General features: G+C 67.0%; 24 protein-coding genes and 1 tRNA gene. 13 read left to right on the forward strand and 12 right to left on the reverse strand.

All coding sequences use genetic code 11. The features are described 5' to 3' along the window. Positions 1–14: 14 nt before the first annotated feature. From mnmG to ACMGDH_RS03205, 4 genes are read left to right on the forward strand one after another with little or no spacing between them, the layout of a single operon-like run. A complete protein-coding gene (gene mnmG / locus ACMGDH_RS03190; protein WP_436826468.1) occupies positions 15–1,850 on the forward strand; it encodes a tRNA uridine-5-carboxymethylaminomethyl(34) synthesis enzyme MnmG in 1,836 nt (611 codons plus the stop codon). After that, positions 1,847–2,473, forward strand: coding sequence for a 16S rRNA (guanine(527)-N(7))-methyltransferase RsmG (gene rsmG / locus ACMGDH_RS03195; protein ID WP_436826469.1), 627 nt, complete (start codon positions 1,847–1,849; stop codon positions 2,471–2,473). The genes mnmG and rsmG overlap by 4 nt, the downstream gene beginning before the upstream one ends. Then, positions 2,470–3,252: a ParA family protein gene (locus ACMGDH_RS03200; protein WP_436826470.1), complete on the forward strand. Its 783-nt coding sequence runs from the start codon at positions 2,470–2,472 to the stop codon at positions 3,250–3,252. The genes rsmG and ACMGDH_RS03200 overlap by 4 nt, the downstream gene beginning before the upstream one ends. Then, positions 3,249–4,151 carry a ParB/RepB/Spo0J family partition protein gene (locus tag ACMGDH_RS03205; protein ID WP_436826471.1) on the forward strand — a complete coding sequence of 301 codons (903 nt, stop codon included), beginning with the start codon at positions 3,249–3,251 and terminating at the stop codon, positions 4,149–4,151. The genes ACMGDH_RS03200 and ACMGDH_RS03205 overlap by 4 nt, the downstream gene beginning before the upstream one ends. A gap of 2 nt (positions 4,152–4,153) precedes the next feature. Here ACMGDH_RS03205 and holA read toward each other — a convergent pair whose 3' ends face one another. Genes holA through ACMGDH_RS03225 form a run of 4 tightly spaced genes read right to left on the reverse strand, consistent with a single transcriptional unit; the run spans position 4,154 to position 8,646 of the window. After that, entirely contained in the window at positions 4,154–5,176 is a 1,023-nt protein-coding gene (gene holA / locus ACMGDH_RS03210; protein WP_436826472.1) for a DNA polymerase III subunit delta, read from the reverse strand. Then, complete coding sequence (gene lptE / locus ACMGDH_RS03215; RefSeq protein WP_436826473.1) at positions 5,173–5,679, reverse strand: LPS assembly lipoprotein LptE; 507 nt, start codon at positions 5,677–5,679, stop codon at positions 5,173–5,175. Before lptE ends, holA begins: the two co-directional genes overlap by 4 nt. Further along, complete coding sequence (leuS, locus tag ACMGDH_RS03220; protein WP_436826474.1) at positions 5,676–8,192, reverse strand: leucine--tRNA ligase; 2,517 nt, start codon at positions 8,190–8,192, stop codon at positions 5,676–5,678. The genes lptE and leuS overlap by 4 nt, the downstream gene beginning before the upstream one ends. A gap of 19 nt (positions 8,193–8,211) precedes the next feature. Continuing rightward, positions 8,212–8,646, reverse strand: a complete 435-nt coding sequence (locus ACMGDH_RS03225; RefSeq protein WP_436826475.1) for a DUF3576 domain-containing protein — start codon at positions 8,644–8,646, stop codon at positions 8,212–8,214. Between the two features lie 213 nt (positions 8,647–8,859). Between ACMGDH_RS03225 and ACMGDH_RS03230 the strand changes: the two genes are divergently transcribed. Then, positions 8,860–9,582, forward strand: coding sequence for a hypothetical protein (locus tag ACMGDH_RS03230; protein ID WP_436826476.1), 723 nt, complete (start codon positions 8,860–8,862; stop codon positions 9,580–9,582). A gap of 3 nt (positions 9,583–9,585) precedes the next feature. Here the strand turns inward: ACMGDH_RS03230 and ACMGDH_RS03235 are convergent, their stop codons facing one another. After that, on the reverse strand, positions 9,586–10,110 hold the full coding sequence (locus ACMGDH_RS03235; RefSeq protein ID WP_436826477.1) for a thiamine phosphate synthase: 525 nt from the start codon (positions 10,108–10,110) through the stop codon (positions 9,586–9,588). A gap of 22 nt (positions 10,111–10,132) precedes the next feature. Here ACMGDH_RS03235 and ACMGDH_RS03240 point away from each other — a divergent pair, with 22 nt between their 5' ends. Further along, positions 10,133–10,801: a YggS family pyridoxal phosphate-dependent enzyme gene (locus ACMGDH_RS03240; protein WP_436826478.1), complete on the forward strand. Its 669-nt coding sequence runs from the start codon at positions 10,133–10,135 to the stop codon at positions 10,799–10,801. After that, positions 10,798–11,460: an HAD family hydrolase gene (locus ACMGDH_RS03245; RefSeq protein WP_436826479.1), complete on the forward strand. Its 663-nt coding sequence runs from the start codon at positions 10,798–10,800 to the stop codon at positions 11,458–11,460. Before ACMGDH_RS03240 ends, ACMGDH_RS03245 begins: the two co-directional genes overlap by 4 nt. Here ACMGDH_RS03245 and ribA read toward each other — a convergent pair. From ribA to ACMGDH_RS03265, 4 genes are all read right to left on the reverse strand, one after another. Next, the gene (gene ribA, locus ACMGDH_RS03250; RefSeq protein WP_436826480.1) at positions 11,457–12,515 is read right to left on the reverse strand and encodes a GTP cyclohydrolase II; all 1,059 of its coding nucleotides are present in this window, start codon (positions 12,513–12,515) and stop codon (positions 11,457–11,459) included. The genes ACMGDH_RS03245 and ribA overlap by 4 nt on opposite strands. After that, positions 12,512–13,294, reverse strand: coding sequence for an exodeoxyribonuclease III (locus ACMGDH_RS03255; protein ID WP_436827211.1), 783 nt, complete (start codon positions 13,292–13,294; stop codon positions 12,512–12,514). The genes ribA and ACMGDH_RS03255 overlap by 4 nt, the downstream gene beginning before the upstream one ends. Positions 13,295–13,510: 216 nt before the next feature. Continuing rightward, positions 13,511–14,122, reverse strand: coding sequence for a LolA family protein (locus ACMGDH_RS03260; RefSeq protein ID WP_436826481.1), 612 nt, complete (start codon positions 14,120–14,122; stop codon positions 13,511–13,513). An 84-nt stretch (positions 14,123–14,206) separates the two neighbouring features. Next, the gene (locus ACMGDH_RS03265) at positions 14,207–16,516 is read right to left on the reverse strand and encodes a DNA translocase FtsK (RefSeq protein ID WP_436826482.1); all 2,310 of its coding nucleotides are present in this window, start codon (positions 16,514–16,516) and stop codon (positions 14,207–14,209) included. Between the two features lie 516 nt (positions 16,517–17,032). Here ACMGDH_RS03265 and ACMGDH_RS03270 point away from each other — a divergent pair. Then, positions 17,033–18,250, forward strand: coding sequence for a UbiH/UbiF/VisC/COQ6 family ubiquinone biosynthesis hydroxylase (locus ACMGDH_RS03270; protein WP_436826483.1), 1,218 nt, complete (start codon positions 17,033–17,035; stop codon positions 18,248–18,250). An 83-nt stretch (positions 18,251–18,333) separates the two neighbouring features. On the opposite strand, the gene ACMGDH_RS03275 is transcribed toward ACMGDH_RS03270, so the two are convergent. The 3 genes from ACMGDH_RS03275 to ACMGDH_RS03285 are packed head-to-tail and all read right to left on the reverse strand — an operon-like array spanning position 18,334 to position 20,008. Continuing rightward, on the reverse strand, positions 18,334–18,519 hold the full coding sequence (locus tag ACMGDH_RS03275; RefSeq protein ID WP_436826484.1) for a Trm112 family protein: 186 nt from the start codon (positions 18,517–18,519) through the stop codon (positions 18,334–18,336). Continuing rightward, complete coding sequence (locus ACMGDH_RS03280; RefSeq protein WP_436826485.1) at positions 18,516–19,124, reverse strand: LON peptidase substrate-binding domain-containing protein; 609 nt, start codon at positions 19,122–19,124, stop codon at positions 18,516–18,518. Before ACMGDH_RS03280 ends, ACMGDH_RS03275 begins: the two co-directional genes overlap by 4 nt. Next, a complete protein-coding gene (locus ACMGDH_RS03285) occupies positions 19,121–20,008 on the reverse strand; it encodes a tetratricopeptide repeat protein (RefSeq protein WP_436827212.1) in 888 nt (295 codons plus the stop codon). The genes ACMGDH_RS03280 and ACMGDH_RS03285 overlap by 4 nt, the downstream gene beginning before the upstream one ends. 190 nt (positions 20,009–20,198) lie before the next feature. On the opposite strand from ACMGDH_RS03285, the gene ACMGDH_RS03290 reads away from it, so the two are divergent. The 5 genes from ACMGDH_RS03290 (at position 20,199) to ACMGDH_RS03310 (ending at position 23,557) form a co-directional block, all read left to right on the forward strand. Further along, positions 20,199–20,273: transfer RNA gene (locus ACMGDH_RS03290), tRNA-Gly, on the forward strand. A 184-nt stretch (positions 20,274–20,457) separates the two neighbouring features. Continuing rightward, positions 20,458–20,886, forward strand: a complete 429-nt coding sequence (locus ACMGDH_RS03295; RefSeq protein ID WP_436826486.1) for a DUF2147 domain-containing protein — start codon at positions 20,458–20,460, stop codon at positions 20,884–20,886. A gap of 57 nt (positions 20,887–20,943) precedes the next feature. Then, positions 20,944–21,741 carry a DUF72 domain-containing protein gene (locus ACMGDH_RS03300; RefSeq protein ID WP_436826487.1) on the forward strand — a complete coding sequence of 266 codons (798 nt, stop codon included), beginning with the start codon at positions 20,944–20,946 and terminating at the stop codon, positions 21,739–21,741. 62 nt (positions 21,742–21,803) lie between these two features. Beyond that, on the forward strand, positions 21,804–23,084 hold the full coding sequence (locus ACMGDH_RS03305; protein ID WP_436826488.1) for an SDR family oxidoreductase: 1,281 nt from the start codon (positions 21,804–21,806) through the stop codon (positions 23,082–23,084). Further along, positions 23,084–23,557: a DUF2269 family protein gene (locus ACMGDH_RS03310; protein WP_436826489.1), complete on the forward strand. Its 474-nt coding sequence runs from the start codon at positions 23,084–23,086 to the stop codon at positions 23,555–23,557. Before ACMGDH_RS03305 ends, ACMGDH_RS03310 begins: the two co-directional genes overlap by 1 nt. Positions 23,558–23,561: the final 4 nt, after the last annotated feature.

Raw genomic sequence — 23,561 nt, forward strand, 5'->3', positions numbered from 1 at the left:
CTAGCTGCACGAGCATGAAGTTCGACGTGATCGTCATCGGCGGTGGCCATGCAGGCACCGAGGCCGCGGCTGCTGCTGCGCGCCGCGGTGCCCGCACGGCGCTGTTGAGCTTCGATCTCGCAAAGCTCGGCGCGATGTCATGCAACCCCGCGATCGGGGGTTTGGGGAAGGGACATCTGGTCCGCGAGATCGATGCGTTCGATGGATTGATGGCGCGCGCTGCCGATGCCGCGGGTATCCACTATCGGATGCTCAATCGCAGCAAGGGAACCGCGGTACAGGGCCCGCGCGTCCAGGCGGACCGGGTCCGCTACGCTGCCGCGATCCAGCACATGCTAGAGGCGCAGACGAATCTCACCTTGGTGTCAGGCGAGGCCTCAGCGCTCGAAGTGCGTGGGGGCGTTGTGGCTGGTCTCCGACTCGCCGACGGTTCGTTGCTGGAAGCACCTGCGGTGGTGCTCGCCACCGGGACTTTTCTGGGCGGGCGAATCTTCCGCGGCGAGGAGCGGTTCGAAGGTGGGCGGATCGGTGAGGCCGCAGCCACGCGGCTGGCGCAGCAGCTCCGCGAGCTCGCCCTGCCGATGGCGCGGCTCAAGACCGGCACGCCGCCGCGCCTCGACGGACGTTCGATCGACTGGGCCCGCGTGGACGAGCAGCCGTCCGACGTCGAGCAGTGGACGATGTCGCCGCTCACGCCGGCGCGCGCGCTGCCCCAGCTTCACTGCGGCGTGACGCGGACCACCGCGGCGACGCATGACGCGATCCGCGCCGGGCTCGACCGCTCGCCGCTGTTCACCGGCGCGATCGATGCGCAGGGGCCGCGCTATTGCCCCTCAATCGAAGATAAGATTCATCGTTTCGGCGACCGCGACGGGCACCAGATATTCCTTGAGCCCGAGGGGCTGGGGACGCACCTTATCTATCCGAACGGTATGTCGACTTCGCTTCCGGTGGATATCCAGCAAGCGATGGTCGAGTCGGTGCCCGGCCTTGAGCGATGCCGGATCGTCACACCGGGCTATGCCGTCGAGTATGATTATATCGACCCGCGCGCACTCGAAGCCACGCTCGCCCTTCCACAGCTTTCAGGACTCTTCTTCGCCGGGCAGATCAACGGGACCACGGGTTATGAGGAAGCGGCAGGACAGGGGCTGGTTGCCGGCATCAATGCGGCCGCGCACGCGCTCGCGCGTGAGGCGCTGATTCTGGATCGGGCCGAGAGCTACCTCGGCGTGATGATCGACGATCTGGTGCTCCAGGGCGTTACAGAGCCTTATCGTATGCTCACCGCACGCGCAGAGTTTAGGCTTCGGCTGCGTGCGGACAACGCCGAGACTCGGCTGGGGGATATTGCCGGGCGACTCGACTGTCTGAGTGTGGAGCGCATCGCCCGCATGGAATGGCGTGGGCGCGAGCGCAACAAGCTGGAGCAGCATTTCGCGGTTCAGCACACCGCTAGCAATCTGCAGGAGCGGGGCGCTGCGGTTGCGCTCGACGGGGGGCGGCGCAGTGCCAAGGAATGGCTGCGCTTTCCCGCAGTGGAATTGCATCACGTGTCGGGCGACTCGCTCGACGCCGATCAGGTGCTGCTTGCCGAGTTTGTCGAGGATGCGCGTTATGCGCCGTATCTCGAGCGGCAGGCAGCGGAGGTGGCGCAGCTTCGCGCCAATGACAATGTCCGCTTGCGCGCCGATCTCGACTTTGCCGCTATTCCTGGTCTTTCGAACGAAATGGTCGAACGGCTTTCCGCAGCCCGGCCCGCGACGCTGGGCGCGGCATCGCGCATCCGCGGGATAACCCCAGCGGCGCTTTCGGCGATTCTTCTCCACGCCCGGCGATCCGCGGCATGACCGAAGAGGAGGCGCGGCTCTGGATTCGGGAGCGGTTCGGCGTTTCACGTGAAACACTGCTCGACGGCTATGCCGAACTGCTCCGGGAAGAAGCCCAGCACCAGAACCTCATCGCCGCCTCTACCTTCGAGACGCTGTGGGTGCGCCATTTCGTCGATTCTGCCCAGCTTGTGCCATTGTCCGAAGGCGCGCCGGACAGTGGCGCCTGGCTCGATGTCGGCTCGGGCGCCGGCCTCCCAGGCATCGTTGTGGCTGCACTGACCGGTCGTCCCGTCGTGCTGGTTGAGCCACGCGCTAAACGAATCGAGTTCCTCCGCCGAGCCGCAGAGGCGCTGGGCCTGAGCGAGAAGATCGTCGTGCAGGGATCACGGGTGGAGACCTATCGGACCGCCATACCCGCGGCAGTGGTTTCAGCCCGTGCGGTCGCTGAGTTGTCCCAGTTGTTCTCGTCCACAATTCACTGCACAGATTCGTCCACAGTCTGGCTGCTGCCCAAGGGGCGCAATGCGCAATCGGAGGTGGAAGCCGCGCGCATGAAGTGGCAGGGTGTGTTCCACGTGGAACCAAGCATCACACAGCCTGACTCGGGCGTCGTGGTAGCCCGGGGGGTGCGGCCCAGATGATCTGCATTGCGATCGCCAACCAGAAGGGCGGAGTGGGGAAGACCACAACCGCCATCAATATCGCCACCGCGCTGGCGGCGACCGGGCAGCGCGTGCTGCTGATCGACCTCGATCCGCAGGGCAATGCCTCCACCGGCCTGGGCATTGGCCATGCGCAGCGCGAGCGCTCCTCCTATGACCTGCTGGTGGGGGAATCGGGGCTCGATGAGGTGGCGGTTGCCTCACGCATCCCGGGGCTGGACGTCATCCCCGCCACCCAGGACCTTTCGGGCGCTGAAATCGAGCTTGTCGAGTTCGATGCGCGCACCCACCGGCTCGATGCCGCGATCGCACGCTACCGCGCGGAGCGATGGGATGTGGTGCTGATCGACTGCCCGCCCTCGCTGGGGCTTCTCACGATCAACGCGATGGTTGCCGCCGACGCGCTGCTGGTGCCGCTGCAGTGCGAGTTCTTCGCGCTGGAGGGGCTGAGCCAGCTGCTGAGCACCGTCGAGCGTATCCGGGGCCGGTTCAATCCGGGCCTGTCGATCCTCGGCGTGGCGCTGACGATGTATGATCGCCGCAATCGCCTCACCGACCAAGTCGCCGACGATGTCCGTGCGGTGCTCGGGCCTGTCGTCTTCGAGACGGTGATTCCCCGGAACGTCCGTCTTTCCGAGGCGCCGAGCCACGGCGTGCCCGCGCTGATCTACGATCATCGCTGCGCCGGATCGGAAGCCTATATCGCGCTCGCACGCGAAGTGATCGACCGCCTGCCCAAACTCAAGAAGGCCGCATGACCGATTCTGCCGCAGCCCCCCGCAAAGCGCGTCCCGGCCTCGGCCGCGGGCTCAGCGCCCTGTTGGGCGACAGCGTTCAGGAGGCGCCGATCTCGGGTGCGACGGAGGGCGGAAACCCCACCGGAGTGCGCATGCTGCCGGTCAGCTCGCTCGCGCCGCACCCGGGCCAGCCACGGCGGCATTTCGACGAGGCGGCGCTCGACGATCTCGCCCAGTCGATCGCAGCGCGAGGGTTGATCCAGCCGATCGTCGTCCGTCCGCACGGCCATAGCTATCAGATCGTCGCCGGCGAACGCCGCTGGCGCGCGGCGCAGCGCGCACGGCTGCACGAAGTCCCGGTCATTGTCCGCGAGCTCAGCGACGCCGAGGCGATGGAAATCGCGCTGGTCGAGAATATCCAGCGCCAGGATCTCAATGCAATCGAAGAAGCCGAGGCCTATTCGCGGCTGATCGGCGAGTTCGGCCACACCCAGGAAGCGCTCGGTCGGCTCGTCCACAAGTCGCGCAGCCATGTCGCCAATCTCCTCCGCTTGCTCGAATTGCCGCAATCGGTTCGGCAGATGGTGATCGAAGGCGCGCTCGAGATGGGGCATGCCCGCGCGCTGATCGGCGCGCCCGATCCCGAACGGCTGGCGCGCGAAGTCGTGGCGCGGGGCCTGTCGGTGCGCGAGACCGAGAAGCTCGCGCGCGAGGCCAAGCCCGAATCCGTGCGTCGCGCTGTCGGCGCATCCCCCGAACGCAACGCGGATATCGCCGCGCTCGAGCGTCAGCTCGGCGATGTGCTAGGGCTCAACGTCCGCATCGCGCATGGCGGCAGGGGTGGCACGTTGACCTTGTCCTATTCGACGCTCGACCAGCTCGACATGGTCTGCCAGCGCCTGACCGGCGAGCGGATCTAGCCTCAACCGCGCGCTCGCGCTGCCTGGCGGGCGAGCGCCGTACACTCGGCCTCCGCAAGGACTTCCCCTGCGCTCGCGCCGTGCATCAGCGCGCGTTCGGTTTGACGCACACGCTCGATCGCGCGGGCGAGTTGGCCCGCATTCCAGCGGCGCAGCGCGCGTCCGGTGGCCGGCTTCTCCCGGAAGAAAACACGATGTTTTTCAAGTGCCTGGTCGATAGCCAAGCCCGAGTCCACGTCCACACGGATATCGGCGAGCGTCATCAGCCGGCGCACGAGCTGGCGCAGCAGCGGAATCGCCGATCCGCCACTAGCACCCAAACGCGCCAGCTCGGAGCCGAGCGTATCGACTCGGCCATCGAGGATCGCATCGATGAGATGGAACATCTCGCTTTCGCCCAGATCGGCACCGATCGCCTCGAAAGCGTCGGCGTCGGCATCATGCGGCCGATCCGGCGCGGCATCGAGGTAGAGCGCGAGCTTCTCGATCTCGCGTGTCAGGATCGCGCGGTCACCGCCGCTCGCCGACGCTAGGCGCTGGGCCAAGTCGCTCGTCAGCCGCAGCCCGTGCTCGCGCGCCACCGCCGAGGCGAGCTTGGCGGCATCGACCCCCTCAGGGACATAGCAGGCGAAGGCGAGCGCGCACTGCGAGGCGATCGCCAGCTTGGCAAGCTTACCGCTGGCCTTGAGCCCCGACCCGATCGCGATCACCGGGTTTCCGGCGCGTTCGGCCTCGAGCAGCAGCGTCACGGCTTCGATCGCGCCTTCCTCGATCCCGGCGATGCGGACATAGCGCACCCCGCCGAACAACGACATCGAGGCCGCCTCATCGGCGAGCCGCCCGGGCTGATCGCGGAGCGCCTTCATGTCGACGTCGACACGCTCGGCCTCCGGTCCCAGCGCGCGCGCCAGCCGCCCGGCGAGCTCGGCCGCGCCGGCTTCGTCGGGACCATGGAACAGGTAGAGCCGGGTGTCGGGGTTGGGCTTGTCGACGGCGGCGCGGATCTGCGACGCGGTCGCCTTCATTGCGCGCCGGCTGGAGCGGGGGCCGTTTGGGCGAAGCGCGCCACGCGTGCGACGATCTGGTCCGCGACGATCTCCGAAAGCCGTTCGAGCGCGGTCCGCTCGGCGGCGATCGTCGCATATTCCGAATTGACCACGTCGACGCCAGCGTCCGATCCCGCCGCAGCATCGAGGACGATGGCGCCGTTGGTGAGGTCGACCAGCTGATAGCGTGCGCGCAGCGTCCGGCGCTCGCGCGCGACCGAATCGTCGCGGCGCACGCCCAGCCCGACGATCTGGTCATCGAGCTCGACCTGGAGCCGATACCGCGCTCCGCTCCGCTGTCCGGTGTTGAGGCGGTCACGCAGCGCGTTGGTCACCAGCCAGCCGGATTGGCCGGGAATCGGCGCGATCTCGACCGCGGCGAGCGTCGCGCGGACCTGCCTGCCGTCACCGCCGCCGTAGAGCGGCTTCAGCCCGCAGCCCGAAAGCGCCACCGCGCCAAGCAGGAGCGCCGCCCATCTCATGCGACGAGGTTCACCAGGCGATCGGGCACAACGATCACTTTCCGCGGGGCCTTTCCTTCGAGCAGCCGGACGATCTTGTCCGATGCAAGTGCCGCCGCCTCAACATCGGCGCGCGCGGCTCCTTTCGGCATTACCAGCGTATCGCGCAGCTTGCCATTCACTTGCACGGCGATCGTCACTTCGTCGTCGACGAGCAGTGCCGGATCGGCTTCGGGCCAGGCGGCGTCGGCGATCAGGTTTTCATTGCCCATTGCCGCCCAGGCCTCTTCGGCGAGGTGCGGCACCATCGGCGCAACGATCCGTGCGAGCGTGTGGATCGCTTCTGCGCGCGCTGCCGATGCCGGTGCCTTCTCGATGGCGTTGACCAGCTCATAGAGCTTGGCGACAGCCTTGTTGAACGACAGCGCCTCGATGTCCTCGGCAACCCCGGCGATGGTGCGGTGGAGCTTGCGGAGCAGCTCCTTGTCCGCGCCGTTGGCGTCTTGGCTCTCGTCAAGCCCATCGAACAACCGCCACAGCCGCTGGACGAAGCGCCACGCACCTTCGATGCCGTTCTCGGTCCACTCCAGGTCGCGCTCGGGCGGCGAATCCGAGAGCATGAACCAGCGCACCGCGTCCGCGCCATATTGGTCCACGATCGGCTCGGGATCGACCGTGTTCTTCTTGGACTTGGACATCTTCTCGATGCGGCCAACGATCGCTGGATCGCCCGTCGCGAGCTCGACCGCGCCTGCGCTGTCGCGGCGGATCTGCTCGGGCGAGAGCCAAGCACCCGCCCGCGACTTATAGGTCTCGTGTGTCACCATGCCTTGGGTGAACAGCCCGGCGAACGGCTCGGCCACGTCGAGCTTGCCCATGTGCTGGAGCGCGCGGGTGAAGAAGCGCGCGTAGAGCAGGTGCAGGATCGCGTGCTCCACGCCGCCGATATACTGGCCTACCGGCAGCCATTGCTCGGCCACCGTCTTGTCGAACGGCTTGTCGCTCGGCTGGCTAGCGAAGCGGATGAAATACCAGGAGGAATCGACGAAAGTGTCGAGCGTGTCGGTCTCGCGGCGCGCAGGTGATCCGCACCTGGGGCAATCGACGTTTTTCCAGCTCGGATGCCGGTCGAGCGGGTTGCCCGGAATGTCGAAGCTCACGTCCTCGGGCAGCACGATCGGCAGGCTCTCGCGCGGTGCGGGAACGACGCCGCACGCATCGCAATGGATGATAGGGATCGGCGTGCCCCAATAGCGCTGGCGGCTCACGCCCCAGTCGCGCAGGCGCCACACGGTGGTGCCGGTGCCCCAGCCGTCTTCCTCCGCGCGGCGGATGACCTCGCGTTTGGCGTCGGTCACGTCCATGCCGTCAAGGAAGTGCGAGTTCACCAGCGTGCCGGGGCCGGTATAGGCCTCGTCCTCGTGGAACTCCGGCGCGGTCTTGTCGCCTTCGGATACCACGCGGCGGATCGGCAGGGCGTATTTGGTCGCGAATTCGAAATCGCGCTGGTCGTGCGCGGGCACGCCGAAGACCGCACCGGTGCCATAGTCCATCAGCACGAAATTCGCGATGTAGACCGGTAATTCCCATGTCAAATCAAAGGGATGCGTAGCGCGAAGCCCGGTGTCGAGTCCCAACTTCTCCTGCGTCTCGAGCTCGGCGGCGGTGGTGCCGCCCTGCTTGCAGCGCTCGATGAACGCCTGGACCTCAGGATTGTCCGCGGCGAGGCGCTGCGCGATCGGATGGTCTGCCGCGATCGCGACGAAGCTCGAACCGAAGATAGTGTCCGGCCGCGTGGTGAAGACTTCGACTTCGCCGTCGTCGGACAGCTTGAACCGGAACTGCAGCCCCTCGGACTTGCCGATCCAGTTCTCCTGCATCAGCTTGACCTTGTCCGGCCAGTGCTCGAGGCCGTTCAGCCCTTCGAGCAGTTCGTCGGCGAACTGGGTGATCCTCAGGAACCACTGGCTGAGCTTCTTGCGCTCGACCAGCGCGCCCGATCGCCAGCCGCGGCCGTCGATCACCTGCTCGTTGGCGAGGACGGTCATGTCGACTGGGTCCCAGTTGACCGCCGATTCCTTGCGATAGACGAGTCCCGCCTCGTACAGGTCGAGGAACAGCGCCTGTTCCTGGCCATAATAGCCGGGCTCGCAGGTGGCGAGCTCGCGTGTCCAGTCGAGTGCGAAGCCCAGACGCTTCAATTGTGCCTTCATCGTCGCGATGTTCTGCCGCGTCCAGGCGCCGGGATGGACCTTCTTCTCCATCGCGGCATTCTCGGCGGGCATGCCGAAGGCGTCCCATCCCATAGGATGCAGCACTTCATGCCCTGTCATGCGCCGGAAGCGCGCGAGCACGTCGCCCATCGTATAGTTGCGCACATGGCCCATGTGGATGCGCCCCGAAGGATAGGGGAACATCTCGAGCACGAAGCTCTTGGGCTTGGGCGAATCGTCACGCGCGGCGAAGGTGCGGCGTTCTTCCCACGCCTTCTGCCACGCCGCGTCCGCCTTGAGCGGGTTGAAACGCGACGTCATCGCTAATGTCCCCGTCGGTTCAGTCGTTGACGAGGGCGGAGCGGCGCAGATCGCGGGCACGGGTGAGGATGATGTCCTCGAGCTTCTGTACCGTAGCCGCCTGAACCGGAGCGGTGACCCACTGGCCGGTCGAGTTCACTTCGCGCAGCGCCGCGACGCGCAGCGCGTCGGCGCGCAGGTCCTGGTCCAGGATGGTGACGGTCACCTTCATCCGCTCGGTCGGCACGTTCGGGTTCACATACCAGTCGGTGACGATAACCCCGCCGTTCGAATCGGTCTGGAGCAGCGGCATGAAGCTCAGCGTGTCTAGGCTTGCGCGCCACAAATAGGAATTCACGCCGATGGTGGTGACCTTCGACGCGGCGAGATCGGCTTGGGGGCGCTCTTTGCCGCCGCACGCGGCAACCGAAAGGACGAGCGACCCCAGGATCGCGGTGCGCAACAGGCGGTTCATCGACACATTCCTAAAGGCAAGGGAAAACCAGTGCGAGCATCTATAGGGGTTGATATGGCGGGAGCAAGGCGCCGATTCGCAGGCCCGCGAGGCGGTTTGTACCTAATTGTCTGCTGATTCTGTGGGCATGGAGCAACAGTTGCACGAAATTTGTGCCACCGGTGGAACCATGCTCCCGAATCATGGTAGGCGCCTTATCTAAAGGGAGTGAAAATGCGGCTGGGACGTTGGATCGCGGGAGTCGGGCTCGGGGCGCTGTGCGCCGCCGGCGCGATTATCGCGCCCGCGCTCCAGGCGCAGGAGAATGGAGGCGCCCAGCGCCTCGACAAGCGTTCCGCGGTTTCGGTCCCGCGTGGCTTCGGCGCCTTCACTCCGGCTGCCGCCGATCCCAAGCTCGCCGCCGTCCTCGCGCGCAGCGGACTTCCGGAGAGCGGCTTCCGCTTCACACCGTCCGAATCGCGCCGTGGCAACCGTGCAGTGACGGTCGCAGTGCGCGCGCGCTCGACGCGTGCGGCCCGAGCCGCCGAGCGCAGCGCGCTGGCTTCCGCGGAAGCGGTCAGCCTCGCGCCGATCGCCTATAACCTCGGTGTGTCGGTAGGCTGGAAGCGCTTCGCCGTCTCGGGCGACGTGACTCGAGTCGATCTGGTGAGCCAGCCCGGCGGGCGCGAGCAGACCAATGTCGGCGTCAGCTACGCCGGTAAGCGAATCACCGGCCGCGTGATCGCCGCTGCGGATCGTCCGCTAGCTGATACGCCCGTGCTGATCGGCGACAAGCCGAGCTATTCGATCGACGTGGGCGGGTCCTATTCGCTGACTCGCAATCTCGCTGTGACTGCGGGCGTCCGCTACAAGAGCGAGCGTGACCGGCTGCCGGAGTTGCGTGACGATCGCCGTGACAGCCAGGCGGTCTATGTGGGAACCGCCTTCCGCTTCTGACGCTCAGGTCCAGGCGTCTATACCTGCCCAGCCATAGACGCCGAGCACCGCAAGTCCTTTCGCGCGCTGCGTATTCATCCCCCCGAGCGCGATCACCGGCACGCGCAAATCCCGGATCATCAGCCCCAGCCGCACGCGGCCGAGCGTGCGTGCGCCGGGGTGCGAGCGCGTCGGGAACACCGGCGACACGAACAACGCATCGGTCCCCTGTCGGATTGCCGCGACCGCTTCGCGCCGTGAATGCACCGGGTGAGTCGAAACCAGCCCCGGGCGGGCGCGTTCGCCATGGACTCCTGCTTCACGGGGCCCGAGGCGCTGGCCGCCCGCCCGCACCAGCAGCAGCCCGCGTTTGCGGGCGAGCTTCGTCACTTTCGCGAACAGTGCGCGTCGCTCCCGTTGTTCGAGTTGGTAGTGACGGAAGACGATTCCGCTTCCGCGCGGCAGCCGCTCAATAGCTGCCCAGAGCGCGTCGCCCATGCGTTCATCGGTCATCAGCCAGAGGTGCGGCAGGGGGTGGCGGCGGTGCATCCGCCTGCCTATAGCGCGGGGCATGTCCATAGACGATGTCAGTCAGCGCTTCGCCGAAGTACGCGAGAAGATCGCGCGTGCCGCTCGACTCGCCGGTCGCAAGTCCAATTCGGTCGAGCTGATCGCCGTATCCAAGATGCACGAAACTGTCGCGATCCGGCCGCTGATCGCAGCAGGCCAGCGTGTGTTCGGCGAGAACCGCGTCCAGGAGGCCGCCGCGAAGTGGCCCGAGCTGCGGGCCGAGACGCCGGACGTGCGGCTCCATCTGGTTGGTCAGCTCCAGTCGAACAAGGCGGACGATGCCGTCGCGCTGTTCGATGCGATTCACTCGGTCGACCGCGCTTCGCTCGTCCCGGCGCTCGCCAAGGCGATGGACCGCGCCGGTCGGCGCCCTGACTGCTTCGTTCAGGTCAATATCGGCGCCGAGCCGCAAAAGGGCGGGTGCGCGATCGAGGCGCTGCCCGATCTGCTCGCGGAGGCACGCGCGGCGGAGCTGCCGATCGCCGGGCTGATGTGCGTGCCGCCGTTGGATGTGGAGCCGGCGCCTTATTTCGCGCTGCTGGCGAAGCTCGCACGCGACCACGGCCTGACAGGGCTCAGCACGGGCATGTCGGGCGATTATGAAACCGCGGTGATGATCGGCGCGACGCATGTGCGCGTCGGCACCGCCTTGTTCGGAGCACGCTCGTGAAGTTCGACGCCATAATCTTCGATTTCGACGGCGTGCTGCTCGAGAGCGAATATGCCGGCAACCGGCAGATCGCCGAATATCTGACTCGGATCGGCCATCCGACCACGCCCGAACAGTCGATGGCGAACTTCATGGGCCTCGCTGGGAATGACTTCCACTCGGCGATCGAGCAGTGGATCGGCCGTCCCATTCCCGAGGATTTCCACGATGCTCGTGCCGAGGAGGATCGACGGGCTCTCGAGGAGGGGCTTCCCGAGGTGGCGGGCGCGATCGCCTTCATCCGCGCACTGCCGCCTACACTGCCGCGTGCGATCGCCTCGTCGAGTTCGACGCGCTGGATCACTCGGCATCTCGAGCACCTTGGCGTGCGCGATGCCTTTGGGGACAAGATCTTCAGCGGACGCGAGCATGTCGCGTGCGGCAAGCCTGCGCCGGATGTCTATCTCCACGCAGCTCATGAGTTGGGCGTGGATATCGAGTGCACCGTTATCCTTGAGGATTCTCCGGTGGGGGTGACCGGCGCGGTGGCGTCGGGGGCGCATGTGATCGGGCTTTGCGCGGGCATGCATTGCGCGCCGGATCATGGCGAACGGCTGCGTGCGCTCGGAGTCCAGGAGATCGCGCACGACTTTGGCGAAGTGGCGCGGCTGATTCTTTAAAGTTGGTGCCCCGTGCGGTCGCGCTTGGTGGCGAGATAGCGTTCGTTGTGCGGGTTCGGCGGGAGCTTATGAGGCACGCGCTCGATCACCTCGATCCCCGCCTCCTGCAGCGCAGCTACCTTGTCGGGATTATTGGTGAGCAAGCGTATTTTCCGCTGCCCCAGTAGTGCGAGCATCCGCCCCGCCGTAGCGAAGTTGCGCGCGTCGACCGCGAAGCCGAGCCGGGTGTTGGCATCGACCGTGTCGAAGCCCTGGTCCTGCAGCGCATAGGCGCGCAGCTTGTTGATCAGGCCGATGCCGCGACCTTCCTGGCGCAGATAGAGCAGGATGCCCCATCCGCTGGCCGCAATTGCCTCTATCGCGGCGCGAAGCTGCGGGCCGCAATCGCATTTGAGCGAGCCGAGCATGTCGCCGGTGAGGCACTCGCTGTGGAGCCGCACGAGCGGCGGCCGTCCGTCCGGCTGGCCGATCAACAGCGCGATGTGCTCGCCGGGCATCTCGTCGGTGCGGAAAGCGACGATCTCCGCGTCCTCCGCGCCTTCGACGGGAAGCCGAGCGCGGCCGACGATGCGAAGCCGGTTGGCATCCTCATGGGCGTCAATGTCGGCGGGCGTGATCGCCTCGGCGTCCTCCCCCTGAATGGCGAAGAATGCCGGCAGCAGCCCGGCGACCCGGGCGAGGCGTAGCGCCGCAGCCGCGGCTGCGGCGGCGGCGAGCGGTACTGCGCGGAAGGGGCCCTTGAGCGGTGTCGCCAAGTCGAGCTGCGGGTCGGCGAGCGCGGTTGCGGTGCCGAAGTCGAGCCAGGGAGTCCGCTCGACCAGCACCGGGCAATCGGGTGCGGCGGCCTCACGCTGGTTGGCGAGCTTGAGCGTCGCCGCGCGGCCGGCCGAGAGCAGCACGGGCGCCTCTCCGGCAGGATCGAAGGCGTCGAGCCGTTCGGGGTCGGCAGTCTCGATTGCGAGCAGGCGCAGCGTACCGTCGCCGCCGCGGATCGCGATCGGCCAGCCGCGGCGGAGCGCGTCTATGGCGCGGGCAACGGCGCGCGGATCGCTCAAAAGTCAAATTCCGTGACGATCGGCACGTGGTCGGACGGCTTGAGCCAGCTGCGGCAGGGCTCGTGCACCTTGTGGTTGGTTGCGGTCCGGGCGACTTCGGGGCTCGCCCACATATGATCGAGACGGCGTCCGCGATCGGAGGCGGCCCAGTCCTTCGCGCGATAGCTCCACCAGGTGAAGCAACGCTCGGGCGCCGGGATGAAGCTGCGCCCCAGGTCCACCCAGTCGTGCGCGGCCTGGAGGCGGCCCATCGCCTCGACCTCGACGGGCGTGTGGCTCACCACGTCGAGCAGCGCCTTGTGGTTCCACACGTCGCATTCGAGCGGGGCGATGTTGAGGTCGCCGACCAGGATCGAAGGCACCCGCAGCCCCTCCGACCAGCGCGTCATCCGCTCGACGAAATCGAGCTTCTGGCCGAACTTGGGATTGATCTCGCGGTCTGGCGTGTCGCCCCCGGCCGGCACATAGACATTCTCGAGCCGCACGCCGTTGGGGAGCCGGACGCCTACGTGGCGGGCCTCGCCGTTGGCCTGCCAGTCGAAGCGATCATCCTCGACCACCGGCACCCGGGAGAGGATGGCGACGCCGTGGTGCATCCGCTGGCCGTGCTTGATGATGTGCTCATAGCCGAGCGCGCGGAACGGCGCTTCGGGGAAGTCGCCGTCGATGACCTTGGTTTCCTGAAGGCACAGGATATCCGGCGATTCCTCGCGCAGGAATTGCTCGACGATGCCGATGCGGAAACGCACCGAATTGATGTTCCAGGAAGCGATCTTCACCCGGACGATGTAGCTATCCAAATCCCGCTGCGCCAGATGCGGAAAGGCCCCCGCTCCGGGGGCAGTGGAGCGAGGGCCGACCTAGCGTTCGTTCACGCAGGCGGGATGTGGGTCAATCCCGAGCAACAGGGGGAAATCTCAGGTAATGGCCCACATCCGCACTCTGGTTTTTAGGCCCCGTAACCTGTCGCGGAGATGAACAGCAGGCCAGTGACGTCAGCGATTGCGGGGCCCCTGCCTCCGCGGATCGTTCCAGCGGAACGCTCCGTCGGAAACGGGTGCATTGAAGCGCTGGTTCGCCAGGCGGATGGTGGTGCGGTTGTTCTGCGAATCGAGCGCCACCCAGCCCTGAAGCATCAGCCCGGCGGGCGCCGAGGCGTTCTTCTGGAAGATCATCGTGATCCGGCCATATTCGGGATGGCGCGGATCATGGACTTCGACCGAGAAGACGGCCGGATCGCCGGTGGGCTTGAGCGTCGCATATTTGGTGATGTCGCGCTTGGGATTGAGCAGCACCGCCAGTGGCGAATTGCCGATCGGCCAGCGATCGACCTGCCGCACCTGATAGTCGATGAAATAGAGGCTGTTGCCGTCCGCGACGATCAGCTGGGGCACGCCCTTCTGATACTGGAAGCGGATCTTGCCGGGACGCTTGAGCGTCATCGTGCCGGTGAGCGCGCGTCCGTTGCGGTCGATCTGAGTGAAATCCGCGGTCATGCTGCTCACCGCCTGGAGGTGCTGCTGCACCTGGGCGAGCTCGGGCGCAGGCGCGGCGGCGACCAGCGCGGGAGCGGCGAGCAGAGTGAGGGCGAGGGGCCGTGCAAACACGTATTTCTTCTCCAATTGCCGGATGATGCCCCTAGGCGGGGTGGCTTGAATGCCTCCTGAACCCCCGCGCGCACCAAATGATCCTCACAGCGGGCGCCCGTCGGTGTCCATCAACACTTCGCGGCGGCCGACGTGATCGGGCCGCGACACCAGGCCGTCCTTCTCCATCCGTTCGACCAGGCGCGCCGCCGAATTATAACCGACGCGGAGCTGGCGCTGGAGCCATGAGGTGGATGCCTTCTGGCTTTCCGCCACCAGCTGGGTGGCGCGGCGATAGAGCTGGTCCTCGGGGCTGTCCTCGCCATCGGGAGCGCCTTCGAGGCTGAATCCGCCGTCCTCGGGCTCTTCGGTGACGGCGCTGATGTAATCGGGGGCGCCCTGGGCGCGCCAGAAATCGGCGACCGCCTGGACTTCGTCGTCGCTCACGAACGGGCCGTGGACGCGAACGATCTGCTTGCCGCCGGGCATGTAGAGCATGTCGCCCTTGCCCAGCAGCTGCTCGGCGCCCTGCTCGCCCAGGATCGTGCGCGAATCGATCTTGGACGTGACGTGGAAGCTGATGCGGGTCGGCAGGTTCGCCTTGATCACGCCGGTGATGACGTCGACCGAGGGGCGCTGCGTCGCCATGATCAGATGGATGCCCGCCGCGCGCGCCTTTTGCGCGAGCCGCTGGATCAGGAACTCGACTTCCTTGCCCGCGGTCATCATCAGATCGGCAAGCTCGTCGACGATCACCACGATCTGCGGCAGCGGCTGGAGATCGAGCGTCTCCTCCTCGTAGATCGGCCGGCCGGTATCGGGATCATAGCCGGTCTGGACCTTGCGGCCGAGCGCCTGCCCCTTGAGCTTCGCGGCGCGCACCTTGTCGTTGAAGCTGGCGAGGCTGCGGACGTTGACGCTCGCCATCATGCGATAGCGATCCTCCATCTGCTCGACTGCCCATTTGAGCGCGCGCACGGCCTTGGGCGGATCGGTCACCACATCGGCGAGCAGATGCGGGATGTCCTTGTAGATGCTCAGTTCGAGCATCTTGGGATCGATCATGATCATCCGGCACTGATCGGGCGTGAGCCGATAGAGCAGCGACAGGATCATAGAGTTGAGCCCGACCGACTTGCCCGAGCCAGTGGTGCCGGCGACGAGCAGGTGCGGCATCGGCGCGAGATCGCCGATCACCGGATCGCCGGCGATGTTCTTGCCCAGCACGAGCGGGAGCGACGCGCCCTGCGATTCGAACGCCTCGCTGCCGATCAGCTCGTGGAGGTTGACCGGCTCGCGCTTGGCGTTGGGAAGCTCGATGCCGATCACGGTGCGGCCGGGGATGGTCGCGACGCGCGCGGAGATCGCGCTCATGTTGCGTGCGATGTCGTCCGCGAGCTGGATGACGCGACTAGCCTTGATGCCGGCCGCCGGCTCCAGCTCGTACATGGTGACGACGGGGCCCGGGCGGACTTCGACGATCTGGCCCTTGACGTTGAAATCGTCGAGCACGCTTTCGAGCAGGCGGGCGTTGCGCTCGAGCGCAGCCTTGTCGATCACGGCGTTCTGGTTGGGCGGCGCCGCCTTGAGCAGATCGAGCGGAGGCAGCTTGTAGCTGTCCTTGAAGTCGAGGCTGGTCTGCTCGGGCGGTTTGCTGCGCGCGGGAGAAGGAGCGATCGAGCGGTCGGCAATCACCGGACCGGGGCGATTGTCGGGCACCACCAGCTTGCGCGGTTCGCGCGGCTCGCGCACTTCGGGAGGTTCGCGCAGCAGCGGTTCGGCCGTGGCCGAGCGCTGCGGCCGCTGCGCGGGCGAATCGCCCGGCGTGCGCGCACCACGCTCCGGCAAGCGGAGGTCCAGGCTGCGCCACCAGATCCACAGGCCGGTGAGCGCGAAGACCAGCCCCAGCCCGCGGGTGATCCAGAATTCGATGTCGGGCCGGCCGATGAAGCCGATGCCCCAGGAAAACAGCCTAGCGATGCTGAGGCCGATCACGCCGCCCCAGCCGCCGACGAGCCACAGCACCGAATCGCTGGAAAAGAACGAAAGCGCAGTAGAGAGCAGCACCACGCCGATCGCCACGCCCCAGAACATCCGCCGCCAATTGCCGACCGGGCGATCGGTCCAGAGCCGATGCGCGATGATAAGGCCGACGGGAGCGATCAGCCCGACGGGCAGGCCGAGAACCATCAGCAGCAGATCCGCGGTCCAGGCGCCCGGATTGCCGAGCAGATTGCGCGCCGGACCGCCCGAGGCGGTATTCAGCGAAGGATCCTGCGAATGATAGGTGAGGAGCGCGAGCACGGCGGCCATCGTCAGCAGGAACAGCAGGGTTCCGCCGATCAGCGCGCCGCTGCGGCGCGCGCCTGCCTTCATCGTGTCGCGCAACGGCGACGGTTCTGCGCGGGACGCCATCGTCCAGCCTCCAAATTGTCAGGGGGTGCGGCGCGAATCATCGCCTGTGGGGAGTCCCCCGTCAAGCATCGCGGGCACCGCCAGTTTTGACTCTTTTCACGGAAACTGCGTGCATCTCGTAATTTTATTACGCGTCGTGCGTGGGAATATCACCGGCGAGAACGCGCATCTGTCGGAACAATAGCAGAACAACGGTGTGTAGGAAAGCGTTTGTCGCGTGGAGGCTGCGGCGCCCGGGTCCAGACCCATAAACCACAACGGCCGGGATTGCCCTGTCGTGTTCGTCCGGCAAGGAGCGGTGCGCAGCGCGTAGCGGCGCTACGCGCAAGTGCCGCAACGCAGCCGGCGGGCGCGACAGGGCAACCGCGAAGCGGCGGGCGGATTTTGGCCCATGGAGGGCGTCACTTGTCGGTCACGATGCTTCGGCATCGCTCCCTCCTCATTCCTACCCATGCGCCAAAATCCGCTCCGTCCCGGCCATTGCGGTTTATGGGTCTGGACCCTAGTGCGGAGGCTATGGATCGCGCGGACGTCCTCATCCTCGGCGGCGGGCTGGTCGGCAGCGCGCTTGCGGTTGCGCTCGATGCGCATGGCCTCACTTCGATCGTGATCGACCCGGCGGATCCCGAGCTGATCCTCGGCGCGGGGTTCGACGGGCGCGCCTCGGCGATCGCGAGCGCCCCGATGCGGATGTTCGAGGCGATCGGCGTGGCGCCGCGGCTGGCGGGCAAGGGCTGCCCGATCCAGGGCATCCGCGTTTCGGACGGACTCGATCCCGGCAAGCTCGACTTCGCGCCCGACGCGGAGGAAGGCGCGCTCGGCCATATGTTCGAGAACCGCGTGCTGCGCAGGGCATTGTTCGAGGCGGCGCAGGCGGCGCCGGGGGCCGATGTGCGGATGAAGACGCGCGCAGTCTCGGTCGAGCGCGATGCGATCGGCGTCACGGCTACGCTCGATTCGGGCGCAGTGGTGCGGGCGCCGCTGCTGGTGGCGGCGGAGGGACGCAATTCGCCCACCCGCGAGGCGGCAGGACTCAAGACCGCGCGCTGGAGCTATGACCATGCCGCGATGATCGCGACGCTGGGGCACGAGCGTGCCCATGAGAACATCGCCTTCGAGATCTTCTACCCCGAGGGGCCGTTCGCGATCCTGCCGCTGCTGGACGACGAGAACGGCCATCGCTCGGCCGTGGTGTGGACCGTCAAGGCGAGCGAAGCGGCGGGGATGATGAAGATTTCGCCGCGCGCCTATCTGGCCGAGGCCGAGAAGAAGATGGGCGGCTTTCTGGGGAAGCTCGGGCCGCTCTCGGCGCGGTCGAGCTATCCGCTCGGCTTTCATCACGCCGCCTGGATCACCGCCGATCGGCTCGCGCTGGTGGGCGATGCCGCGCACGGCATCCATCCGATCGCGGGACAGGGCGTCAACGTGGGCTTCCGCGACGTGGCGACGCTGGTCGAGGTGCTGGTCGACGGCAAGAGGCTGGGCATGGACCTGGGCGACCCGCAGCTGCTCGCGCGCTACCAGCGCTGGCGCGGGCTCGACACCTTCATGGTCGCCGCGGCGACTGATGGCCTCACCCGCCTGTTCGGGATTCCGGGGCGTACCGCGAGCGCGGTACGGCGCTTCGGCCTCTCGGCGGTCGACAAGCTGCCGCCGCTGAAGGGCTGGTTCATGGCCGAGGCCCGCGGCGAGAGCGGCGACGTGCCCAAGCTGCTGCAGGGTGTGACGGCATAGACTCGGACTCTCTTCGAGTCGCTCGCGCCTTTGAGTGCGTGGCAACTGGGCCCCGGCCTTCGCCGGGGTACAGGACTTGAAATTCAGAGCTTCCGCGCTTCTTCGACCAGCAGTACGGGCACGCCGTCGCGAATCGGATAGGCAAGGCCGGCCTCGTCCGAGACCAGCTCCTGGCGCTCCGCGTCATAGCGCAGCCTGGTGCGCGTCGCGGGGCAGACGAGCCGTTCGAGCAGCCAGGGGTCGATCTCCATCATGGGAAGAGTGCTCATTGCAGTGTCGCCCGGTCCTCGCCGTGGCGGCCGAAGAACTGCATGAGCTGGACGACGAGCTCGGCGCGGTCGCTCAGTGAGCCGGCCTCGAGCAGCGCCTGTTTCGAGGCGGCGTCGAACGGGGCGATCTGGGCGATGCCGTTGACGAGCGATTCGTCGTCGAGCCGGCTGACGGCTTCCCAGTCGACGGCATAGCCGAGCCCGTCGGCGAAGCGGCGCGCCTCCATCTCGATGCTCGCGCGCTCGGCGAGGGCGAGCACCTGCGCCGGGCCCGCCTCCTCGAGCTCGGCTTCGACCTGGCGGAAGGGCGTGGCGACATCGAGCTCGCGCAGGATCGTGAACCGCGCGAGCCCTTCGAGGACGATGTTGAAGCGGCCGTCGGGCAGCGCCTCGACATCGGCGATGCGGCCGACGCAGCCGATGTCGAACAGCGCAGGCGGATCGGCCGAATCGCGCGGCTGGATCATGCCGATGCGCCGGTCGCGCGCGAGCGCTTCGGACACCATTGCCCGGTAGCGCGGCTCGAAGATGTGCAGGGGCAGCTGCATCCGGGGGAAGAGCAGCGCGCCGGGAAGCGGGAACACCGAGAGCCGCGTCACCGTCATCCGAACAGGATCGCGGAGAGCTTGCGGCGCTGCGCCGATACCCAGGGATCCTCGAGCCCCACTGCCTCGAACAGCTTGAGCAGCCGTGCGCGGGCGGCGGCTTCGTTCCACTCGCGGTCTTCCTGGATCATCGCGAGCAGCGTCTCGGCGGCGGCGTCGCGGTCGCTCGTCATCAGCGCGCCGGCGAGCTCGTAGCGCGCGTCCATGTCGCCGGTGGCGGCGCGGGTGCGCAGGTCGGTGAGATCGTCGACGGGCTGGGCCTCCTGCGCGAGGCTCACCGCGGCGCGGGCGCGCTCGATCTCGGGGGCCTTGGCAGCCTCCTCGGGAAGCGCGTCGAGCGCTGCAGCGGCTTCCTCGGTTCGGCCGAGCGCGACGAGCGCGCGGGCACGCCCGGCGACGACTGCGGGATGCTCGGGGGCAAGCTCGAGGATCTGGTCGAAGACCGACAGCGCGCGCTCGTTGTCACCGTCGGCGAGCACTTGCTCGCCCATCGCGATCAGCGGCTCGATCTCGGCTTCGGCCTGCGCGTCCTCGCTCTGCACGGGCAACTGGCGCAGGATCTGGTCGAGCATCGTGCGGAACTGAGTCTCGGTGCGCGCAGTCGAGAGATCGGCGACAAGCTGGCCCTGGAACATCGCATAGACGGTGGGGATCGATCGCACCTGGAATTGCGCGGCGATGAACTGGTTCTTGTCGACGTCGACCTTGGCGAGCCTGACCCCCTTGGACGCATAATCGGTGGCGATCTTGTCGAGCACCGGCGCCAGCGCCTTGCACGGCCCGCACCATTCGGCCCAGAAATCGATGATCACCAGGCTCGTCATCGACGGCTCGACGATGTCGCGGCGGAAAGCTTCGACGGCTTCCTTCTCGGCGGGGCTCATTCCAAGCGTGGCCAACGGACTGCTCCTCGTGGGATTGGCGGATCGGGATCGGCGCTATGTGGGCGTTCCGCCGCTTCGCGCCAAGCCTTTTCCCGAATCGCAGCAAGGGGCTTGCGCTCCCCGAAACCCGCTGCTAGTGGCCGCGCCTCACCCGCCCGGTGCGCTTCTTTCGCACGGGCCAGACGCCAGAGCGGGCGTAGCTCAGGGGTAGAGCACGACCTTGCCAAGGTCGGGGTCGAGGGTTCGAATCCCTTCGCCCGCTCCAGCGGCTTCCGGGGCCACGGCCCGGACATGATTGCGCCGCCGCCAACACAGCGTTTCCAGATTGTCGCCTTGCGGGCGCCGCATTCGGTTTCCAAATCTCTTGCGTCCCGAAAGCGGGAAGGGCTCCCGATCATCGGTGTTTTCGCGCCGTGCAGACGGCCATGATTTCGTTTGAGGTATTGCCTGTGCTGAAGTCCTTTGTTTCGAATCTGCTGGCGCTCGCGATCGCCGCGCTGCCGCTGGCTGCCGTGCCCGCCGCCGCCAACGATCGCGCCGCCGCGCCGATCGCGAGCGAATGGCGCAACCCCAGCAACAGCGTGCACGTGCGCATCGACAAATGCGGCGAGGCCATCTGCGGCACGGTCACCTGGGCGAGCGCCAAGGCGATCGCCGACGCGCGCCGCGGCGGCACCGAGAATCTGGTCGGCACCCGGCTGTTCCGCGACCTCGCGCCCGCGGGCAAGGGCAAGTGGAAGGGCAAGGTGTTCGTGCCCGACATCCGCCAGACCTTCTCGGGCACGCTGAGCTTCGCCGCCGAGGACAAGATGGTCGGCAAGGGCTGCGTGCTGTTCGGCGTGATCTGCAAGTCGCAGACCTGGTCGCGGGTGCGCTGAGGGTTTAGCCGCAGCATTCGGGCTGGCGCGGAGCGGCGGAGCGGCTAGCTTCGCGCCATGAACGCAGCACCCATACGAGTCGGAATCGGCGGCTGGACCTTCGAGCCGTGGCGCGGGACCTTCTATCCCGAGGGGCTCAGCCAGAAGAAGGAGCTCGAATTCGCCAGCCGCGCGCTGACCGCGATCGAGATCAACGGCACCTATTATTCGGGCTTCAAGCCCGCGACGTTCGAGGGCTGGGCGAAGACCGTGCCCGACGGTTTCGTCTTCGCGGTCAAGGCCTCGCGCTTCTGCACCAACCGCAAGGTACTGGCCGAGGGCGGCGAATCGATCGCGAAGTTCGTCGGCCAGGGGATCATCGAACTCGGCGACAGGCTCGGCCCGATCCTGTGGCAGTTCATGGCCACCAAGAAGTTCGACCCCGAGGATTTCGGCGCTTTCCTGAAGCTCCTGCCCAAGGCCCATGAAGGCGTGCCGCTGCGCCATGCGATCCAGGTGCGCCACGAAAGCTTCGCCGTGCCCGAGTTCGTCGCAATGTGCCGCGAGGCGGACGCAGCGGTCGTCTTCGCCGATTCGCCGCAATATCCTGCGATCGCTGATGTCACCGGCGATTTCGTCTATGCCCGGCTCGAGGCCGGCGAGGATGACAACCCCTTCTGCTATCCCGAATCCGACCTGCCGCGCTGGATCGAGGCGGCGCGGACCTGGGCAGCGGGCGGCCGGCCCGAGGGATTGCCTTATGTGGTGGATGCCGACCCGCCCAGGAAGCCGCGCGAAACCTTCGTCTTCTTCATCCACGGCGGCAAGGTCCGCGCGCCCGCCGCGGCACAGGAGCTGATCCGCCGGCTGGGCTAGCGAGAATTCGCCTGCGCGGCCGCGATCCACGCGCTATGCCGATCCCCGGCGGGGGATGATGGATGCGGATATTGCTGCTGGGTGCCGGCGGGTTCATCGGCCGGCATATATTTGCCGAGCTGATCGCGCAGGGCCATGAAGTCACCGCCGTCGTTCGCCGTGCCGAGGGACTGGACCAAGCCTTTCCCGATGCAGCGATCGAGGAGCGCGATCTTGCCCGGGCTACACGGGCTTCTGACTGGGAACCGCTCGCCCGGAGTACCGATGTCATCGTCAACGCCGCTGGTGTGCTACGCGGGCGCACGATGGACGCGATGCACGTCGACATGCCGCGCGCGCTCCATGCCGCGGCTGCCGCTGCCGGGGTGGGGCGCATCGTCCTGATCTCCGCGATCAGCGCGCGCGGCGATGTTGCAACCGACTATGCCCGATCCAAGCTCGAAGGCGAATGGGTGCTGCGCGAATCGGGCGTGGACTGGACGATCCTGCGCCCGTCGCTGGTCTATGGCGATGGGAGCTTCGGTGGAACCTCGCTGCTGCGGGGCATGGCCGGACTGCCCTGGCGCGTGCCGCTTCCGGGCACGGGAGGCTTCGTCTTCACTCCAATCCATGCGCGCGACCTGGCGCGTGCGGTGCGGATCGTTTGTGAGGATTCGCGCTTCGCCGGACGAACGTTGGAGCCTGTCGGTCCGGACACGCTGAGCCTGCGTTCGCTGCTCGACCACTATCGGGCATGGCTGGGATTCGGAGCCGCGCGTTTCGTTTCGGTGCCGATGCCCATCATGCGACTGCTCGGACGATTGGGCGATATGGCGGGCAGCGGACCGATTGCGACAAACAGTCTCGCGCAGCTCGTTGCGGGCAATGCGGGAGACAGCCAGGCGTTCGCGCAGGCTATCGGGTTTCGTCCGCGGAGCCTTGGCGAAGCGCTGCGTGATCGCCCCGCGCAGGTGCAGGATCGCTGGCACGCCCGCCTCTTCTTCCTCGCGCCATTCGTGAAAGCGGTGCTCGTGCTGCTCTGGCTCGCCTCTGCGCTGCTCGGCCTCGCCTATGGAGCGGTGCCCACTGCCGAGCTGATCGAGGCAGTCGGCGCGCCGCAGGGCTGGGCCGATCCGCTGCGCATCGGCAGCAGCCTGCTCGATCTGGGTATTGCCGCGCTGGTGCTGCTGGACCGCAAAGCGCGCGCCGCTACGCTGGTGCAGCTGGCGGTGATAGGCGGCTACACGCTCGTGATCGGAATCGGCCTTCCTGGCCTCTGGACCGATCCGCTGGGTCCACTGCTCAAGAACCTGCCGATCCTTGCGCTGGTGCTTGTCCATGGCGCCATCGGAGACAATCGCTGATGGACGCGTATCTACTCCTCAAATGGGTGCATGTGCTGAGCAGCACCGTGCTGTTCGGCTTCGGCGCAGGAACCGCCTGGTACTTCTGGAACGCGCATCTGACGCGCGATCCGGCGACGATCGCCACTGTCGGACGGATGGTGGTGCGAGCCGACTGGATATTCACCGGAACGAGCGGGGTGATGCAGCCCGCGAGCGGCTTGCTGCTCGTGCGGCAGGCCGGATGGCCGCTGGATTCGTCGTGGCTGGTCGCCACCTACGGCCTCTACCTGATCGCCTTCGCCTGCTGGGTGCCGGTCGTAGGCCTGCAGATCCGCGCGCAGCGGCTGGCGCAGCGGGCCTGTGAAACGGGCGAGCCGCTCGGTCACGATTATGATCAGGCGATGCGCTGGTGGTTTGCCCTGGGATGGCCCGCGTTCCTGGGGCTGATCGGGGTGTTCTGGCTGATGATCGCCAAGCCGGTGCTTTGGTGAGATC

Origin of the sequence: Sphingomonas radicis (assembly GCF_051400635.1) — a bacterium.
Taxonomy (GTDB): Bacteria; Pseudomonadota; Alphaproteobacteria; order Sphingomonadales; family Sphingomonadaceae; genus Sphingomonas.

Excerpts from the sequence above, each read along its gene's own strand:
- mnmG (WP_436826468.1), top strand. The coding sequence starts at position 15 with ATGAAGTTCGACGTGATCGTCATCGGCGGTGGCCATGCAGGCACCGAG.
- rsmG (WP_436826469.1), top strand. The coding sequence starts at position 1,847 with ATGACCGAAGAGGAGGCGCGGCTCTGGATTCGGGAGCGGTTCGGCGTT.
- ACMGDH_RS03200 (WP_436826470.1), top strand. The coding sequence starts at position 2,470 with ATGATCTGCATTGCGATCGCCAACCAGAAGGGCGGAGTGGGGAAGACC.
- ACMGDH_RS03205 (WP_436826471.1), top strand. The coding sequence starts at position 3,249 with ATGACCGATTCTGCCGCAGCCCCCCGCAAAGCGCGTCCCGGCCTCGGC.
- holA (WP_436826472.1), bottom strand. The coding sequence starts at position 5,176 with ATGAAGGCGACCGCGTCGCAGATCCGCGCCGCCGTCGACAAGCCCAAC.
- lptE (WP_436826473.1), bottom strand. The coding sequence starts at position 5,679 with ATGAGATGGGCGGCGCTCCTGCTTGGCGCGGTGGCGCTTTCGGGCTGC.
- leuS (WP_436826474.1), bottom strand. The coding sequence starts at position 8,192 with ATGACGTCGCGTTTCAACCCGCTCAAGGCGGACGCGGCGTGGCAGAAG.
- ACMGDH_RS03225 (WP_436826475.1), bottom strand. The coding sequence starts at position 8,646 with ATGAACCGCCTGTTGCGCACCGCGATCCTGGGGTCGCTCGTCCTTTCG.
- ACMGDH_RS03230 (WP_436826476.1), top strand. The coding sequence starts at position 8,860 with ATGCGGCTGGGACGTTGGATCGCGGGAGTCGGGCTCGGGGCGCTGTGC.
- ACMGDH_RS03235 (WP_436826477.1), bottom strand. The coding sequence starts at position 10,110 with ATGCACCGCCGCCACCCCCTGCCGCACCTCTGGCTGATGACCGATGAA.
- ACMGDH_RS03240 (WP_436826478.1), top strand. The coding sequence starts at position 10,133 with ATGTCCATAGACGATGTCAGTCAGCGCTTCGCCGAAGTACGCGAGAAG.
- ACMGDH_RS03265 (WP_436826482.1), bottom strand. The coding sequence starts at position 16,516 with ATGGCGTCCCGCGCAGAACCGTCGCCGTTGCGCGACACGATGAAGGCA.
- ACMGDH_RS03270 (WP_436826483.1), top strand. The coding sequence starts at position 17,033 with ATGGATCGCGCGGACGTCCTCATCCTCGGCGGCGGGCTGGTCGGCAGC.
- ACMGDH_RS03275 (WP_436826484.1), bottom strand. The coding sequence starts at position 18,519 with ATGAGCACTCTTCCCATGATGGAGATCGACCCCTGGCTGCTCGAACGG.
- ACMGDH_RS03280 (WP_436826485.1), bottom strand. The coding sequence starts at position 19,124 with ATGACGGTGACGCGGCTCTCGGTGTTCCCGCTTCCCGGCGCGCTGCTC.
- ACMGDH_RS03285 (WP_436827212.1), bottom strand. The coding sequence starts at position 20,008 with ATGAGCCCCGCCGAGAAGGAAGCCGTCGAAGCTTTCCGCCGCGACATC.
- ACMGDH_RS03300 (WP_436826487.1), top strand. The coding sequence starts at position 20,944 with ATGAACGCAGCACCCATACGAGTCGGAATCGGCGGCTGGACCTTCGAG.
- ACMGDH_RS03305 (WP_436826488.1), top strand. The coding sequence starts at position 21,804 with ATGCGGATATTGCTGCTGGGTGCCGGCGGGTTCATCGGCCGGCATATA.
- ACMGDH_RS03310 (WP_436826489.1), top strand. The coding sequence starts at position 23,084 with ATGGACGCGTATCTACTCCTCAAATGGGTGCATGTGCTGAGCAGCACC.